This is a genomic window from Flavobacteriales bacterium (assembly GCA_013001705.1).
Lineage (GTDB): Bacteria > Bacteroidota > Bacteroidia > Flavobacteriales_D > JABDKJ01 > JABDLZ01.
The window spans coordinates 1-16,128 of sequence record JABDLZ010000037.1 but is presented as its reverse complement, the minus strand read 5'-3'; the positions used below and the strand labels follow the sequence as shown (position 1 = coordinate 16,128).

Annotated in this window: 10 protein-coding genes and 1 tRNA gene; 9 read left to right on the top strand and 2 right to left on the bottom strand. The window is 48.9% G+C overall.

Annotated features, from left to right (window positions below; genetic code table 11):
* Window positions 1-2,617, bottom strand: a 2,617-nt coding sequence (locus HKN79_01270) for a DUF2723 domain-containing protein (GenBank protein ID NNC82179.1), incomplete at its 3' end; no start/stop codon positions are given.
* Between the two features lie 166 nt (window positions 2,618-2,783).
* Here HKN79_01270 and HKN79_01265 point away from each other — a divergent pair.
* The 5 genes from HKN79_01265 (at window position 2,784) to infB (ending at window position 9,258) form a co-directional block, all read left to right on the top strand.
* Window positions 2,784-2,856 (top strand) — tRNA-Gln (locus HKN79_01265).
* Window positions 2,857-3,122: 266 nt separating this feature from the next.
* Entirely contained in the window at window positions 3,123-4,721 is a 1,599-nt protein-coding gene (locus HKN79_01260) for a hypothetical protein (protein NNC82178.1), read from the top strand.
* Between the two features lie 101 nt (window positions 4,722-4,822).
* Complete coding sequence (rimP, locus tag HKN79_01255; protein ID NNC82177.1) at window positions 4,823-5,290, top strand: ribosome assembly cofactor RimP; 468 nt, start codon at window positions 4,823-4,825, stop codon at window positions 5,288-5,290.
* 25 nt (window positions 5,291-5,315) lie between these two features.
* The gene (nusA, locus tag HKN79_01250) at window positions 5,316-6,554 is read left to right on the top strand and encodes a transcription termination/antitermination protein NusA (GenBank protein ID NNC82176.1); all 1,239 of its coding nucleotides are present in this window, start codon (window positions 5,316-5,318) and stop codon (window positions 6,552-6,554) included.
* 52 nt (window positions 6,555-6,606) lie between these two features.
* Window positions 6,607-9,258, top strand: a complete 2,652-nt coding sequence (gene infB / locus HKN79_01245) for a translation initiation factor IF-2 (GenBank protein ID NNC82175.1) — start codon at window positions 6,607-6,609, stop codon at window positions 9,256-9,258.
* Between the two features lie 43 nt (window positions 9,259-9,301).
* Here the strand turns inward: infB and HKN79_01240 are convergent, their stop codons facing one another.
* Window positions 9,302-9,778, bottom strand: coding sequence for an SPOR domain-containing protein (locus tag HKN79_01240; GenBank protein NNC82174.1), 477 nt, complete (start codon window positions 9,776-9,778; stop codon window positions 9,302-9,304).
* A gap of 335 nt (window positions 9,779-10,113) precedes the next feature.
* Here HKN79_01240 and HKN79_01235 point away from each other — a divergent pair, with 335 nt between their 5' ends.
* From HKN79_01235 to HKN79_01220, 4 genes are all read left to right on the top strand, one after another.
* Window positions 10,114-11,400: a c-type cytochrome gene (locus HKN79_01235; GenBank protein NNC82173.1), complete on the top strand. Its 1,287-nt coding sequence runs from the start codon at window positions 10,114-10,116 to the stop codon at window positions 11,398-11,400.
* Between the two features lie 50 nt (window positions 11,401-11,450).
* Window positions 11,451-14,609, top strand: a complete 3,159-nt coding sequence (locus tag HKN79_01230) for a TAT-variant-translocated molybdopterin oxidoreductase (protein ID NNC82172.1) — start codon at window positions 11,451-11,453, stop codon at window positions 14,607-14,609.
* Between the two features lie 12 nt (window positions 14,610-14,621).
* Window positions 14,622-15,992, top strand: a complete 1,371-nt coding sequence (gene nrfD / locus HKN79_01225) for a polysulfide reductase NrfD (protein NNC82171.1) — start codon at window positions 14,622-14,624, stop codon at window positions 15,990-15,992.
* 6 nt (window positions 15,993-15,998) lie between these two features.
* On the top strand, window positions 15,999-16,128 hold a 130-nt coding region (locus tag HKN79_01220; protein NNC82170.1), incomplete at its 3' end, for a DUF3341 domain-containing protein.

Sequence of the window (16,128 nt, the reverse complement as noted above, 5' to 3'; positions counted from 1 at the left end):
CCATGCCACGAATGGGGATCTTCTGCGAATCGTCCAGGGCCACCTTGAGGGCTTCCTTCAATTCCATTCGCTCGGTATTCTGCTCAGGATTGACCAATACCACATCCCGTGTGCCTTGTCTGTACTTAGGCTCTTCGATAGTAAATGGCACTGGATCGGACTCGTAGGCCTTTCGTTTCATCTGATCGATGTACCAGTCTGTGTTGAGCAGGCTGAGATTCACCACGCGTATATCAGTACGTACTCCTTCTACCTCTTGGGCATACCATAGTGGGAAGGTGTCGTTGTCCCCATTGGTGAATATGATGGAATTCTCCTCACAACTCTGGAGGTAGTTCTTTGCAATGTCCACTCCGGTCCGTCTCTTAGACCGATTGTGGTCATCCCAGCCATCGGCAACCATGACCAGAGGTATGGCCAGACCTATCACGGTGGAGAGCAGAGCGGTGTTCTTCTCACCGATTCTAACTCCTACAAAGGCCATCAATGCGATCAGTCCTGTTCCTAGAAGACCCATGTAGAGGATCGCAAAGGAGAAACTATGATCACCTGAGCCTCCGCTCTCCATCAGATAGATGAGCCCTCCTGTGCCTACCACGGCCAATAGGATCCGTGTCAGATTGCGTTTGTTGACATTGCGCACAGCATCATATAGCGCATACACACCCAGTCCTACCCACATCGCAAAGGCATAGAAGGAACCTACATAGGCATAATCCCGTTCTCGTGGTTGGTAGGGGTACTGGTTCAGATATATCACAATGGCCAGTCCGGTCAAGAGGAATAACAACATGATCACGAGCCAGTTCTTGGTGTCTTTGACCAATTGATAGATCAGACCGATGATCCCCAGTAGGAGGGGAAGGAAGAAGAATGTATTCCTGGCTTTGTTCTCCTCATACAAGGATGGAAGGCCATCTTGACTTCCCAAGCGTTGCTCATCGATGAATTCGACTCCGCTCAACCAGTTCCCGTGCAGTATCCCCCCATGTCCCTGAATGTCATTCTGACGACCCACGAAATTCCACATGAAGTAGCGCCAATACATGTGATTGACCTGATATCGGATGAAGAACCTGAAGTTCTCTGAAGGGGTAGGGACCTTGAGTCTTCCCCCTTGACCATCACTGACCGGAGTGGGTTTGCCTCTAAAATCGCTCCAGGCCTTGTATGCTTCGACATGATTGGGTTGAGAGCTATACATCCGAGGGAAAATGGCCTCGAATCGCGAGTCATACTCGTAGACGGAATTCTTTCTAGGATCAGAGATGATGTATTCCTCTTCTATCTCCATCCCAGAATTGGCCTCTAGGTACTTTTCAGCATCATAGCGGTTATTGTAAGAGATCACTGTACGTTTCCCGTCTTTTACGGAATATGCCTTCATATAGACCGGGTCCCCATCTTCAGTGCCCACGGTAGGAGCCATCCAATAATGCCCCTTGAGCAGCGGTCTATCACCGTATTGTTCACGGTTGAGGTAGCTCAGGAGAGTGAATACATTCTCCGGATTGTTCTCATCCATTGGAGGATTGGCAGAACTCCGGATGACGATCATCGCAAAGGTGGAATACCCGATAAGGATGACCGCAAAACTCATGATCGATACATGCAGTATACGATTGGGCTCTTTGGTACGCATGATGAAGTAAGCAAGTCCACCTGCCACCAATACACAGAAGAACTTAGCGCTGCCACCCAAGAAATCATTGAAGAGGGTAGGGATCAGGAGTAGCACCAAGGTCCCGAGAATAGACCACTTCAATTTGTCGGAAGGACCATGGGAATAGGCGGTCAAGAGTACGATCAATGCCACCAGAAGGATAGAGAACACACTCACCCCGATATTGAAGCCAGAACCCAGATTCTCGGTAAAGAAGAGCTCATAACCTCCAGCCAATGAGACCACACCAGGGATGATACCCGATTGGATGAATCCCAATACGATCATGGACAAGACTCCCGTCAGTATCAGCCCCTTCAGATTGAGATCGTTGTTCTTCAAGTACATCACCAGCGCTATGGCAGGGATACATAGGAGATTCAGCAGGTGAACACCTATAGAAAGACCCATCAGGTAAGCGATCAGGATGATCCACCGGTCGCTGCGTGCGCTCTGTTCCTCGGCATCCCATTTGAGAATGGCCCAGAACACCAGTGCAGTGAAAAGTGAGGAGATAGCGTAGACTTCACCTTCTACCGCAGAGAACCAGAAAGAATCAGAGAAAGTGTAGCACAAGGCTCCGATGAGACCACTTCCTAGAATGGCGATGATGCTTCCATCGGTGAGTTCCTTACCTTCGACTGTAGCGAGTTTCTTGGCAAAGGCCGTGATAGACCAGAAGAGGAACAGGATGGTGAAACTCGAACTGAGGGCTGATAATATGTTGATCGATGTAGCCGCATATTCCACCGGAACGAAAGCAGAGAATAACCGGCCAAGGATCATGAAGAACGGAGCACCCGGTGGGTGACCTACTTCCAATTTATATGCGGTAGCGATGAATTCACCACAGTCCCAGAAACTGGCAGTGGGCTCGATGGTCGAGAAGTAGACAAATGTGCTGATGGCAAAGACCACCCACCCGAGTATGTTATTAAGCTTGCTGAATTGCATTCTCCTTTGATTGGATCGGCCGAATTTAGGTATTTAAAGAAGCCTTGACAGGGGATGGAATCAGATGTTCCCTTCAATTAACGTGAATTAACAGCTCCAGCGCTCCTATAGATCACCTATGAGAGGATTGTTTCATTATTGGAATATTCTATTTTTGCACCGCTTTTGGCCCATGGTGTAACTGGCAACACGTCTGATTTTGGTTCAGAAGAGTCCAGGTTCGAGCCCTGGTGGGCCAACAAGATCTTACAAAGCACTTCCTTGATTGGAGGTGCTTTTTTTGTTGAGCACTATTGGTTCAGTACCAGGGTGAGAAGCCTGTGCTGAGCGAACGAAGAGAGTCGATTAAGCCCTGGTGGGCCAACAAGATCTTACAAAGCACTTCCTTCACTGGAGGTGCTTTTTTTGTTCCCTAGTTCATTCGATTGAGGACAGAGAATCTCCGTTGAAAAACTTTGAACCACCTCCTGCGTTATGCCTCTGTACTAGCTATAGTTTTGGAGCCATGTCACTACACAGACTGTATTGGACCTTTGTCGTACTATTCTCGAATATCCTCCTAGTTGCTCAAGAACAAGCCTTCGTAGAGTATTGGGATGCTGACAATACCATTAAGAAAAGCGAAGGCACCTATTTCTCGGGATTCGAGCATCGAGAATGGACCTATTATTACCCCGGTGGTGAGGTCAAAGAGGTCAGCAATTATTTCAAAGGAAAATTCCATGGTCCATCCACAGTCTACTATCCCAGTGGACAGGTCAAGGTGGAGGCCTACTGGATCATGGATAAGCAGGACAGCATCATGCGCACCTTCTATGAGAACGGTGCATTGATGGAAATGGGACATTTCTCAAAAGACAAGAAGGTGGGAGACTGGGTCTATCTGGATGCAGATGGTGACACATTGATGCATGAGGAGTATGTCCCCGAGTCCGATACAAGATTCATCTGGGAAGCACACCTTCCTGAAGGTCAAGGAGAGGTGAACAGTGGTGAGGGGGTCTACTCGGAGTTGTATCCCTCAGGTGCTCAAAAGAACCGCTATACCATCCAGAATGGACTCCCTTCCGGGGAGTATGTAGAATACTATCCCACAGGCGAGATCAAGATAAAAGGGTCGTTCATTGAAGGTCAGCGTGAGGGGACCTGGAGTACCCTTGCCTTGAATGGGGCGGTGATAAAGCGCGTAGAGTACTCCAAGGGGTCGAAGCAGGGTAACTACGTAGAGTTCCTCGCTAATGGGGACACCCTTGTCTATGGCTCATTTGCAAATGGAGTCAAATCCGGGCAATGGACATGGAATGACCGATCCGGCAATTTGGATATGCAAGGGTCCTTCTTGGATGATAAGCAGCACGGAATCTGGAAGTATTATTACACGAATGGAAACCTGAATTATACAGGTTCCTATATAAAAGGTAAGAAGACTGGTGAATGGGTCTATTACTATAACGATGGAAGCCTCTGGCGCAAAGGTGTATTTAAGGAGGATAAAGAACAAGGCACTTGGACCACTTGGTATGAGAATGGTCAGAAGCTTCAAGAAGGAGAGTATGTGGACGGGGTAGAAGAAGGCACATGGAGTTCATGGCATGTCAATGGCCAGCTAAAAGACCAAGGAGGATTCCTCAAAGGACGACTCGAGGGGCTCTGGCAAGGATGGGATGCCGATGGACAATTGCAATATTCCGGACATTGGAAAGATGATATGAAGCACGGAGAATGGAAGTATTTTCTCCCTTCAGGGAAACCCGATCAGACAGGATTCTATCGGGAAGGAAAAATGCATGGCCCTTGGAAGGATTACAGTCCAGATGGTATACTCATCTCAGAAGGGACCTATCTCGATGAACGACCAGAAGGCGAATGGACCTACTACTTCCCTCATGGGGCACCCATGCGTAAATGTTCTTACGAGAATGGACGTCTAGAAGGACGAGTGGTCGACTACCACCCCAGAGGTACAGTGCAGTCGGACTGTACATATCGCAATAATCGAAGACATGGGACGTGCAAGACCTATACCCGCTCGGGCAAACTCATCGAGGAGAAGAAATATGACAATGGCCAGGCCGAACAGAACTCCCCGATAAGGGATAGGTGATAGAGCGTTTTAACGAAGGATTTTTTAACGTATCTTTGCGCTGAATTAAGTGAAAAGGCATGGAAAGAGGGGAGAGCCCCTCTTTTTTTATAGCGGCCCAGATGATTGGAGAAGATCGGATAAGAGCCTTGTTGGATGAAATACTCCGCGGTGAGCAGTTCATCGTCACTCTTAAGGTAGATGTCGGAAATCGTATCTACATCGAGTTGGATGATCGCACCCGCCCTGTGTCTATCACGGACTGTATAGAGGTGAGTCGAGCCCTTGAGAATCAATTGGATAGGGACGAAGAAGATTTTGCTCTGGAGGTGACTTCACCCGGCTTGGATCGGCCCTTCAAGGTCCTCGATCAATACATCAAGAACATCGGTCGTTCCGTAAAGGTGAAAAGGACCGATGGTCGGGTGCTCAAAGGACAACTTCTCGAGGCAGACAGTGATACAATTACCGTGGAGACCAAAGAGAAGAGAAGGATTCCAGGGCGAAAGGCCAAAGAATGGGTCACAGAAAAGATAGAGATTCCCATGGAAGAGGTCGCGGAGACCTATGTGGAATTAGAGTTTAAATAAGAGACAGACTTACTATAATAGAACAATGGATAGCGCTACGTTGATAGAATCGTTCTCAGAGTTCAAAGAATTCAAGAACATCGACCGTGTGACCATGATGAACATTCTCGAAGAGGTGTTCAGAAGCACTTTGATCAGAAAGTACGGCACAGACGAGAACTTCGACATCATCCTGAATGTGGATAAAGGAGACCTCGAGATCTGGCAGAACCGTGAGATAGTGCCAGATGGGGAAGTGGAAGATGAGAACATGGAGATCGCCTATTCGGAGGCCATCAAGATCGAAGAGGATTTCGAGATCGGAGAAGAGGTTTCTGAAGAGATCAAACTGGAGGATTTCGGTAGACGGAATATCCTCGCCCTCCGTCAATCCCTCAAATCCACCATCGATGATCTGGAAAAAGGGAACATCTACAAGAAATATTCTGAACGTGTCGGAGATATCATCACAGGGGAGGTCTATCAGATATGGAGAAAAGAGATCCTAGTGCTCGATGACGAGGGAAATGAACTGATCCTTCCCAAATCAGAACAGATCAAGACCGACTACTTCAAGAAAGGAGATTCGGTCAGAGCTGTAGTGGCCAAGGTCGAGATGCGCAACAACAACCCGGTGATCATCCTCTCCCGTACCGCTCCAGAATTCCTCGAGCGTCTCTTTGAGATGGAAGTGCCTGAGGTCTTCGATGGACTCATCACTATCAAGAAGATTGTAAGAGAACCGGGAGAAAGGGCCAAGGTGGCCGTTGAATCCTATGATGACCGTATCGATCCCGTAGGAGCCTGTGTAGGTATGAAAGGCTCACGGATACACTCCATCGTAAGGGAATTGAAGAATGAGAACATCGATGTGATCAACTTTACGAGTAACGACCAGCTACTTATCACTCGGGCACTCAGCCCGGCCAAGATCAGTAGCATGAATATCGATGAGGAAGGCCGTAGAGTAGATGTGTTCCTCAAGCCCGATCAAGTGTCTCTGGCCATCGGTAAAGGAGGACACAATATCAAATTAGCAAGCAGATTGACCGGATTCGAGATCGATGTCTACCGAGAAGGAGATGAGATCGATGATGATGTGGACTTGGAAGAGTTTGCTGATGAGATCGACAGCTGGATAATCGATGAGCTCAAAGCCATCGGTTGTGATACGGCACGAAGTGTATTGGAAATACCTGAGGAAGATCTGGTCAAGCGTACCGATCTGGAGGATGTGACCATCAGTGAAGTAACAAAGATCCTCAGGGAGGAATTGGATAGGTGATATACCTTCATAATTCCTGAACGACCAGAAGCAAGAAGAGTAGTAGATCTATATGGCGGATAAAGCAGTCAGATTAAGTAAAGCAGCCCGAGAAGTGAATCTTGGGTTACAGCACGTAGTCGAATTTCTCAGTGAAAAAGGGTTCGAGGTAGAGGCCAAGCCCAACACCAAGCTCAGCCCTGAGATGTACGAACTGCTATTGGATGAATTCCAAGCAGATCGACAGATCAAGGAAGAATCACGTTCTCAGACCGTGACAGAACCGGTGGTGAGAGAGACGATAGCCATTAAGACTGCTGAGAAGAAAGAGGCAGAGAAAGCCGCGCGTCAAGCAGCTAAGGAGGCCGAAGAGAAAGCTGAAGAGAAAGCCAAAGAGACCGAGACCGTCAAGGCCAAGGCTGAGATAGAAAAGCCTAAAGTCGTCACCAAGATCGATCTCGAGCCTAAGCCAAAGAAGAAAGCGGAAGAGAAGAAGGAAGAAGAAGCTCCGGCTCCAGCTCCTGAAGCCAAAGAAGAGCCCAAGCCCGAAGAAGAGGCCGAAGAGAAGAAGACCATTGGCTCCGTAGCCGGTATCAAAGAAGAATCGGTAGAAGAGGAGGAAGAGCCAGAGACCGTCAAGGCCCAGGCCGACAAACTGAAAGGAACCACCGTATTAGGTAAGATCGAGCTGCCCGTAGAAAAAGAGAAGCCGAAGCGGAAGAGAAAACGGATCGTCAAACCCAAGGTCGATGTGGACCAGGTCGGTAAACAGACCAAGAAAGGTGGGGCCAAAGGCGGTTCTCGTACCAAAACAGAGATCTCTGAGGAAGAGATCCAGAAAGAGATCAAAGAGACCTTGGCCAGACTTTCCAGTAAAGGAAAGAAGACATCTGCCAAACTCAGACGTGCTAAAAGAGAAGCGGTCGCTCAGCGTACTGAAGAGGAGATAGAGCGGGCGAAGGAAGAAGAAAAGGTACTCAAACTCACCGAGTTCGTATCTGTTTCCGAGTTGGCCATCATGATGAATGTTCCGGCCACAGAAGTTATTTCTGCATGTATGACCTTGGGTATACTCGTATCCATCAATCAGCGTCTAGATGCAGAGACCATCACAGTCATTGCTGAAGAATTCGGCTATACGGTCGAATTCGTAGCTGCTGAGATTCAAGAGGCCATTACTGTAGAAGAGGATAAGGAAGAAGACCTTTCTTCCAGACCACCTATCGTCACAGTGATGGGACACGTTGACCACGGTAAGACCTCCTTGCTCGACCATGTGCGTAAGGCCAATGTCATCGCAGGAGAAGCCGGAGGAATCACGCAGCATATCGGTGCATACCAAGTGAAAATGGAGAATGGCAAGAGCATCACGTTCCTGGATACTCCGGGTCACGAGGCCTTTACCGCCATGCGTGCACGTGGAGCCCAAGTGACCGATGTGGCGATCATCGTCATCGCAGCAGATGATAGCGTGATGCCACAGACCCGTGAGGCGATCAATCACGCCCAAGCGGCCGAGGTGCCTATGGTCTTCGCCTTCAATAAAATGGATAAACCCGGAGCCAACGCAGACAAGATCCGCGAAGAGCTATCTGGTATGAACATCCTGGTGGAAGACTGGGGAGGAAAGTTCCAGTCTCAAGAGATCTCGGCCAAGAACGGGACCAATGTGGAAGAGCTCATGGAAAAGGTGCTCTTGGAAGCTGAGATGCTCGAGCTTAAGGCCAATCCTGAGAAAAATGCCGTAGGTACGGTGATCGAATCCTCTCTGGATAAAGGAAGAGGGTACGTATGTACCATGATCGTGGAAGGAGGGACCATGCGGGTAGGAGATACCATGGTAGCAGGCCAATTCTTCGGAAAGGTCAAAGCCATGTTCAATGAGCGCGGAAACAATATCGAAGAAGCCGGACCGGCCGCGCCAGTCATCGTGTTAGGAATGAATGGAGCACCCAATGCCGGTGATAGATTCCACGTACTGGACGATGAGAAGGAGGCAAAATCCATTGCAAACAAACGTATGCAGCTGCAGCGTGAGCAAGGAGTCAGGACCCAGCGTCACATCACTCTGGATGAGATCGGTCGTAGGATCGCTCTCGGAGAATTCAAAGAGCTCAACATCATCCTCAAAGGAGACGTGGATGGATCCATCGAGGCTCTGACGGATTCCTTGCAGAAGCTGTCTACCGATAAGGTCCAAGTGAAGATCATTCACAAGGCCATAGGTCAGATCTCAGAGTCTGATGTTTTGCTTGCTTCTGCTTCAGATGCGATCATCATCGGATTCCAAGTACGTCCTTCGGCCATTGCGCGCAGGATGGCAGAGAAAGAAGAGGTCCAGATCAAACTCTACTCGGTCATCTACGATGCTATCGAAGAAGTCAAAGATGCTATGGAAGGCATGTTGTCGGCCAAGATCGAGGAGAACATCGTGGGTACCGCAGAAGTGCGTGATATCTTCAAGATCTCCAAAGTCGGGACGATCGCAGGTTGTTTCGTATTGGATGGAAAGATCTATCGCAACAATCAGGTGCGGGTCATTCGGGATGGCATCGTGATCTATACTGGGAAACTGGGGTCACTCAAGCGCTTCAAAGATGATGTCAAAGAAGTGGCCAAAGGCTACGAATGTGGACTCAATGTCGAGAACTTCAATGATATCAAGGTCGGTGACAACATCGAAGCATTCGAAGAGGTAGAGGTCAAACAGACCCTCGAGACCTGATACCGTTACATCTTGCTCGTGAACCGGTCCAACTCTTTGGATCTCACTTGAATTGTTCAGGTACCTCTATCTTATCTCTGACGATATAGGCATTGGGGAAGCTCCCTCGCAGATCCCGAAGTGCTTTCTCCGCTTGGAATCGATTGATGAAATCGCCTACTCGTAATCTGAAATTGGGAGGCAGATAGGTCTCATAGGCCGCATAGCGGAAACGAGATAGGAATCGACTGCGGGCATTGGATACCTCGCCTCTCGAGCCGAAGATCAGTTGGATCCGATATCCATCCTGCTTGATCGGATTGGAGACCAGATATTCATCCACTACGGTTATCCGTTCATCCTGTATGTACCGTATAGTACCCTTCTCACGCAAGATAGGGACATCGCCACCAGGTCTACGCATCTCCTCATTCTCTTCTACCTCACCCTTGTTCGGGCGGTACAATCTCCAGTCCTCATCCTCCTGAGAGAAACAAGTGCTCACAATAGATAAGGTCAATAGTGTGATAAGGATGCGCATGATCTGATCGAATTCTTAACTAAGCAACGCCAAAAATAGTGCCTTGATGTTCAGACTGGCAGAAAGGCATGAAGTCACAACAGATCGAAGGATTTCAGTAGCTAATGATTCTCTCCGTGAATTCGTCAGATGTGGACAGGATTACAGCTGAGAAGAGCCATCGTTATTTAGAATGAGTATAAATTAACAAAAGAGATTTCATTGCTTGCACAGGCCCTCTCCACCCTATTGGCTCTTTGTTAAATTTGCGCCCGATAATCGACTCCTGTCATGTCCGGGAGAAGAGTGTAAAATCAAGACGACCTATGAACCATCCGTCCATTCGGACTCTTACAATGAAACGGTTACTGAGTTCCCTTGCACTCACCCTTTTGACCTCGTTCTTCTTGGCTGGCGATTACGCCAATGGTGAGCTGATATTCAACGCCAAATGTGCTTCATGCCATTATCCCACAGAGGAGATCAATGCCGCACCCGGATTGGCCGGTGTGACTGAGCGTTGGGCTGGAAAAGAGGAGCTCCTCTATCTCTGGATCAAGAATCCGAACGCAGCGATCGCAACTGGAGACCCCTATGTCACCGGTCTGGTCAATGAATACAAGGCCCGATTCGGTCTGATGGCTGCGCAGAACGTGAATGACACCGAGATCGAAGATATCCTGACCTACATCAATGAATATGTGCCCCCCGTGGTGTCTGAAGAAGTGGTGGCGGTACAGGGAGGTGGTGAAGAGTCTGAGGATCAAGGAATGTCCTGGATGTGGTGGCTCGTCTTTGGCCTGATCTTCATAGCTGTGATCTTCTCACTTTCCGGAGTCAAACGACAATTGGAGGTAGCGGAAGCCATCAAAGAAGGTCGCAGTCCGGAAGAGATAGGATACGGAGAAGCCATGAAGGCTTGGATGTGGGATAACCGCACCCTGGTCAGTATCATCGGTATTTTCGTCATGGTGCTCCTCATCGTAGCAGCATGGGATTGGGCGGCCCGCATAGGTGTGTATGGTGGAGAAGATGTTGTAGAGAACTACAAACCGGATCAACCGATCAAATTCTCCCATGCCCTGCATGCCGGTGAGAATCAGATCGAGTGTCAGTATTGCCACTCCACTGCTCAGAAGAGCAAGACCCCGCTTATCCCTTCGGCCAACGTCTGCATGAACTGTCATAAGTACATCAAAGAAGGACCGAAATACGGGAAGGACGAGATTGCCAAGATCTACCAGGCCATCGGTTGGGATGTAGAGAACTTCGTATATACTGGAGACACCGAACCGATCGAATGGATCAAGGTCCACGACCTTCCTGACCATGTATATTTCAATCATGCCCAACACGTCAAGGTGGCCGGCCTCGAGTGCGAGACCTGTCATGGTCAAGTCGATGAGATGGAAGTAGTCGAGCAGGTGAGTTCACTGACCATGGGTTGGTGTATCAATTGTCACAATGAGACCAGCGTCACTCAGATGACCGCAAGTGGTTCAGAAAACGGCTATTACGATGAGATACACGCCCGTATGGTAAGTACTGACCAAGGAGTCGAGTTGTTGAGAGAGTATTTGGAAGATGGAGCGATCACCGCCAAAGAGCTGGGTGGTTGGGAGTGTTCTAAGTGTCATTATTGATCAGATCAGAATTAGACCCGATGGGAGCTGACAACAGATATTGGACAGGGATGGAAGAACTCCACGAAACGGAGGAGTTCAAGCAGGCCCGAGATAATGAATTCACTTCTGAAGTACCAGTAGAGGAATTCGTGACTGGTGCTGGTGCTAGTGAGGCAAGCACAGGGCGTAGGGATTTTCTCAAATTCCTCGGATTCAGTGTGGGTGCAGCTACACTGGCTGCATGCGAGACCCCAGTGACCAAGGTCATACCTTACGTCAATAAGCCGGAAGAGGTGACTCCGGGTCTTCCGACCTATTACGCGAGCACGTATTTCGATGGCTACGATTACGCATCCATCCTGGTCAAGACCAGAGAAGGAAGACCTATTTATATCAAAGGCAATCCTGACCATGGAATGGGCGCCATCAACGCGCGTATCAACTCTTCGGTACTGTCCCTCTATGACAGCACCAGATTGAGTGGACCTAGAAATAAGGATGGAACAGACTTGAAGTGGGAGGATGCCGATCAGGTGGTGCGTAAAGCTCTTTCTGAAGCATCGGGTGAAGTTGTCTTTTTGACTGAGAGCATTGCCAGCCCGAGTACATTCAAGGCGATGTCCAAGTTCTCAAAAGCCTACCCAGAAGCGGAAGTTACGCATGTACAGTACGACCCACGCTCTTTCGAAGGCATCAGAAAGGCCAATCAGGCCTCCTTTGGGAAAGCAGTCATTCCATACTGTGATTTCTCCAAGGCCAAAGTCATCGTAGGAGTAGGTGCAGATTTCATGAACGACTATCCACTTTCTGCTCAATACACGGCAGATTACGGGAGTCGCAGAAAGCCAGAAGGTGAGTGGATGAATCAGCACCATCACTTCGAAGCAGGTATGTCCTTGACAGGATCCAATGCAGACTATCGCACAGCCATCAAACCTTCCCAGGAAGGCCTTGCACTAGCTGCTATCTACAATCACATCACAGGACAAGGTGCCACCAATGAGCTTTCTGATGCAACATCCAGGGCTGCTTCAGCTTTGAAAAAGGCCGCTGGAGAATCCTTGGTTCTCGCGGGGAGTAATGATGCCCATGTACAGATGATCGCAAGCGCGATCAATGAAGCACTTGGGAATTTCGGGCAGACCATCGACATGGATCGTCCGGTACGGATGTCCAATGGCAATGCAAAGGATTTCGAATCGCTTATCAGCCGCATGGAATCAGGCTCTGTGTCTGCTATTTTCATGCATGGCGTCAATCCAGCCTATGATTCGCCTATGGCCGATGCCTTTGTGAGTGGTCTTGCTAAAGTGCCTCTTTCTATTTCTTTCTCCATGCACGCGGATGAGACCGCTAAGCATTGCAGTCACATCCTTCCTTCGCATCATGCCATGGAATCCTGGAATGACTTCAATGTGGTAGGTGCTCACTACGCATTGGCTCAACCGACCATTTCTCCACTGAACAATACAAGACAATTCCAAGAGTCTATATTGAAGTGGTCGGGTTATGAAGGAAGCTATCACGACTTCATTAAGGAGAACTGGACATCGGACATGGTGGCCATGCAGAGTGAAAGGTCTGGAGACGATTTCTGGAACTACTCCTTGCACAACGGTTCTGTCGATCTGAACACTCCCATGCCTGACTCTAGTCCACTGGCCAGTGATGAAGAAGGAGGAGACTCAGCTACAGATATTTCAGTTGCCTTGGCATCTGTACAGCAACAAGCGGCTTCAGCTCAGGATATTGAAGTGTTCCTCTATACCAAAGTGGGGATAGGCACCGGTTCTCATGCGACCAATCCATGGTTGCAGGAATTGCCTGATCCCATCACTAAGATATGCTGGGATAACTATGCGACACTCTCACCTGCGGATGTTGCTGCCCAAGGATTCAACATGCATCTGGGGGAAGAACTTCCTGCTACAGTGGTCACGATCACGCTCAATGGAGTCGCCCTCGAACTCCCTGCAGTACCCGTTCCCGGACAGAAATCAGGGACCGTAGGGATTGCTTTGGGGTATGGCCGTGGAGCAGGAGATGAGGAGATCGGTAGAGCTGCATTCCTGATCAAGGAACGCGGTGGATATGAGTTGGATGACAATGGACTGAGAAAGCCTATCGGGGCCAATGCCTTCCGATTGGTCACCATGAATGGGGATACATTCTCCTATGCGGCAAGTGGAGCATCTGTAGCCGCTACTGGAGCCGAATGGCCCATAGCATCTACACAGACTCACCACACCTTGATGGACCGCACATCGGTCCTGAAAGAAACCACTCTTGAGACTTTCCAGACAGCAGACTCCAAGGTCTACAATCCACCCCATGTATTGCCCATGCATGAGAACGGGGAGATCGTGCAGAAACCGGTCTCCGAAGTGGATCTGTGGGATGAGCATCCCATTGAGGATATCGGACATTGGTGGGGACTGAGTATCGACCTGTCGTCCTGCCTAGGTTGTGGAGCATGTATCACGGCTTGCCATTCTGAGAACAATGTTCCGGTGGTAGGTAAAGATGAGGTACGCAGATCAAGAGATATGCACTGGCTCCGTATCGACCGCTACTTCTCCTCAGGAATGGACAAGGAGAAGGGAGCAGAAGAAGGCCTCAGCAAGATCGAGATGTATCGTCAGATGGAGATTCCTTCGGAAAACCCATCCGTGGTGCACATGCCTATGATGTGTCAGCACTGTAATCACGCTCCATGTGAGACAGTATGTCCGGTAGCTGCTACTACGCATTCTAGTGAAGGAATCAATCAGATGACCTATAACAGGTGCATCGGTACGAGATATTGTGCGAACAACTGCCCATATAAGGTCAGAAGATTCAACTGGTTCAATTATAAGGCCTATGCCAAGTTCACCGAGGTCAATCCAACTCAGGATTGGACAGGAAGAATGGTGCTCAATCCGGATGTGACAGTGCGCTCGCGAGGGGTGATGGAGAAGTGCAGCATGTGTATGCAGCGTATCCAGGCCGGTAAGTTGGATGCCAAGATCAACGGTACTCCCGTACCTGATGGTAGTATACAGACCGCCTGTTCAGAAGTCTGTCCGAACGATTGCATCACCTTCGGTGATATGAATGACGAGGATTCTATGATCAGTAAGCGGAAAGGAAACAAACGTTCTTATCTGGCCTTGGAAGAGGTTGGGACCCGACCTAGTATCTCATACATGGTCAAGGTCAGGAACAGAGAAGAAAATCAAGCGTAAAACGAGCCATAGATGTTCAAAGAAGCTGCAATAAGAGAACCACTCATATTAGGTGAGAAGTCCTACGGGGACATCACAGCTGATGTGGTCGGGCCGATCGAGAACAAGGCGTCCAAGGCCTGGTATCTCGGACTGACCATTGCGGGGATTGTTGCCCTGTGGGGAATAGGCTGTATCCTCTATTTGATAGGCACCGGTATAGGTGTATGGGGATTGAATAAGACGGTAGGTTGGGCCTGGGATATCACCAATTTCGTTTGGTGGGTAGGAATCGGTCATGCCGGAACACTTATCTCTGCGGTACTGCTTCTTTTCAGACAACGCTGGAGAATGGCGATCAACCGGTCGGCAGAAGCCATGACCATCTTTGCCGTAATGATGGCCGCACTCTTCCCAGGGATACACATGGGAAGGATCTGGTTGGCCTACTTCGTATTCCCACTACCTAATCAATTCGGATCACTCTGGGTGAACTTCAACTCTCCACTACTCTGGGATGTATTTGCGATATCCACCTACTTCACTGTTTCACTGGTATTCTGGTATATCGGTCTGATCCCTGATTTTGCTACCATCCGCGACCGTATGAAGGCCCCAACGGCCAAGAAGGTATACGGTTTGTTGAGTTTCGGATGGAGTGGTAAGGCCAAGCATTGGAACAGATTCGAAGAGGTTTCTCTCGTACTGGCAGGAATAGCCACCCCACTGGTATTCTCAGTGCACTCCATCGTATCCATGGACTTCGCCACTTCGGTCATCCCCGGTTGGCACACGACTATCTTCCCTCCCTATTTCGTATCAGGAGCGGTATTCTCTGGATTTGCCATGGTGCAGACCTTGATGCTCATCATGCGTAAGGTGATGCGATTGGAGAATTACGTGACCGTGAAACATGTAGAGTACATGAACATCGTCATCATCGTGACCGGTTCGATCGTAGGTATCGCCTACATAACCGAGCTCTTCATTTCTTGGTACTCAGGGGTCGAGTATGAATCCTATGCCTTCATCAACAGATTCTCTGGACCTTATATGGTGGCCTACTGGACCATGATGACCTGTAATGTGATTTCTCCTCAATTGTTCTGGATCAGGAAATTGAGAAGGAGTTTGAGCTTCACATTCTTCATGTCCATTATCGTGAACATCGGTATGTGGTTCGAACGATACGTGATCATTGTCACCTCTCTCCATAGAGACTACGTCCCTTCGAGCTGGACCATGTTCCACCCGACCTTTGTCGATGTGGGCGTATTCATAGGCACATTGGGGATCTTCTTCACGCTATTCCTGCTCTTTGCCCGGTTCTTCCCGGTATTGGCACTGAATGAGCTGAAGAGTATTTTGAAGATCTCAGGTGAAGAGTATAAAAACAAGCATTGATATCAGATGGCGAATAGTGTGATATATGCGATGTACGATGACGACCAGACACTGATGTCTGCTGCCAAGCAATTGGTAGATAAGGGAATCAGGGTCAAGGATTGTTATTCTCCATTCCCCGTGCACGGGATAGACC

Bases quoted from the DNA above. Each gene is read 5' to 3' on its own strand.
- HKN79_01260 (NNC82178.1), top strand. From the start codon at position 3,123: ATGTCACTACACAGACTGTATTGGACCTTTGTCGTACTATTCTCGAAT.
- rimP (NNC82177.1), top strand. From the start codon at position 4,823: ATGATTGGAGAAGATCGGATAAGAGCCTTGTTGGATGAAATACTCCGC.
- nusA (NNC82176.1), top strand. From the start codon at position 5,316: ATGGATAGCGCTACGTTGATAGAATCGTTCTCAGAGTTCAAAGAATTC.
- infB (NNC82175.1), top strand. From the start codon at position 6,607: ATGGCGGATAAAGCAGTCAGATTAAGTAAAGCAGCCCGAGAAGTGAAT.
- HKN79_01240 (NNC82174.1), bottom strand. From the start codon at position 9,778: ATGCGCATCCTTATCACACTATTGACCTTATCTATTGTGAGCACTTGT.
- HKN79_01235 (NNC82173.1), top strand. From the start codon at position 10,114: ATGAAACGGTTACTGAGTTCCCTTGCACTCACCCTTTTGACCTCGTTC.
- HKN79_01230 (NNC82172.1), top strand. From the start codon at position 11,451: ATGGAAGAACTCCACGAAACGGAGGAGTTCAAGCAGGCCCGAGATAAT.
- nrfD (NNC82171.1), top strand. From the start codon at position 14,622: ATGTTCAAAGAAGCTGCAATAAGAGAACCACTCATATTAGGTGAGAAG.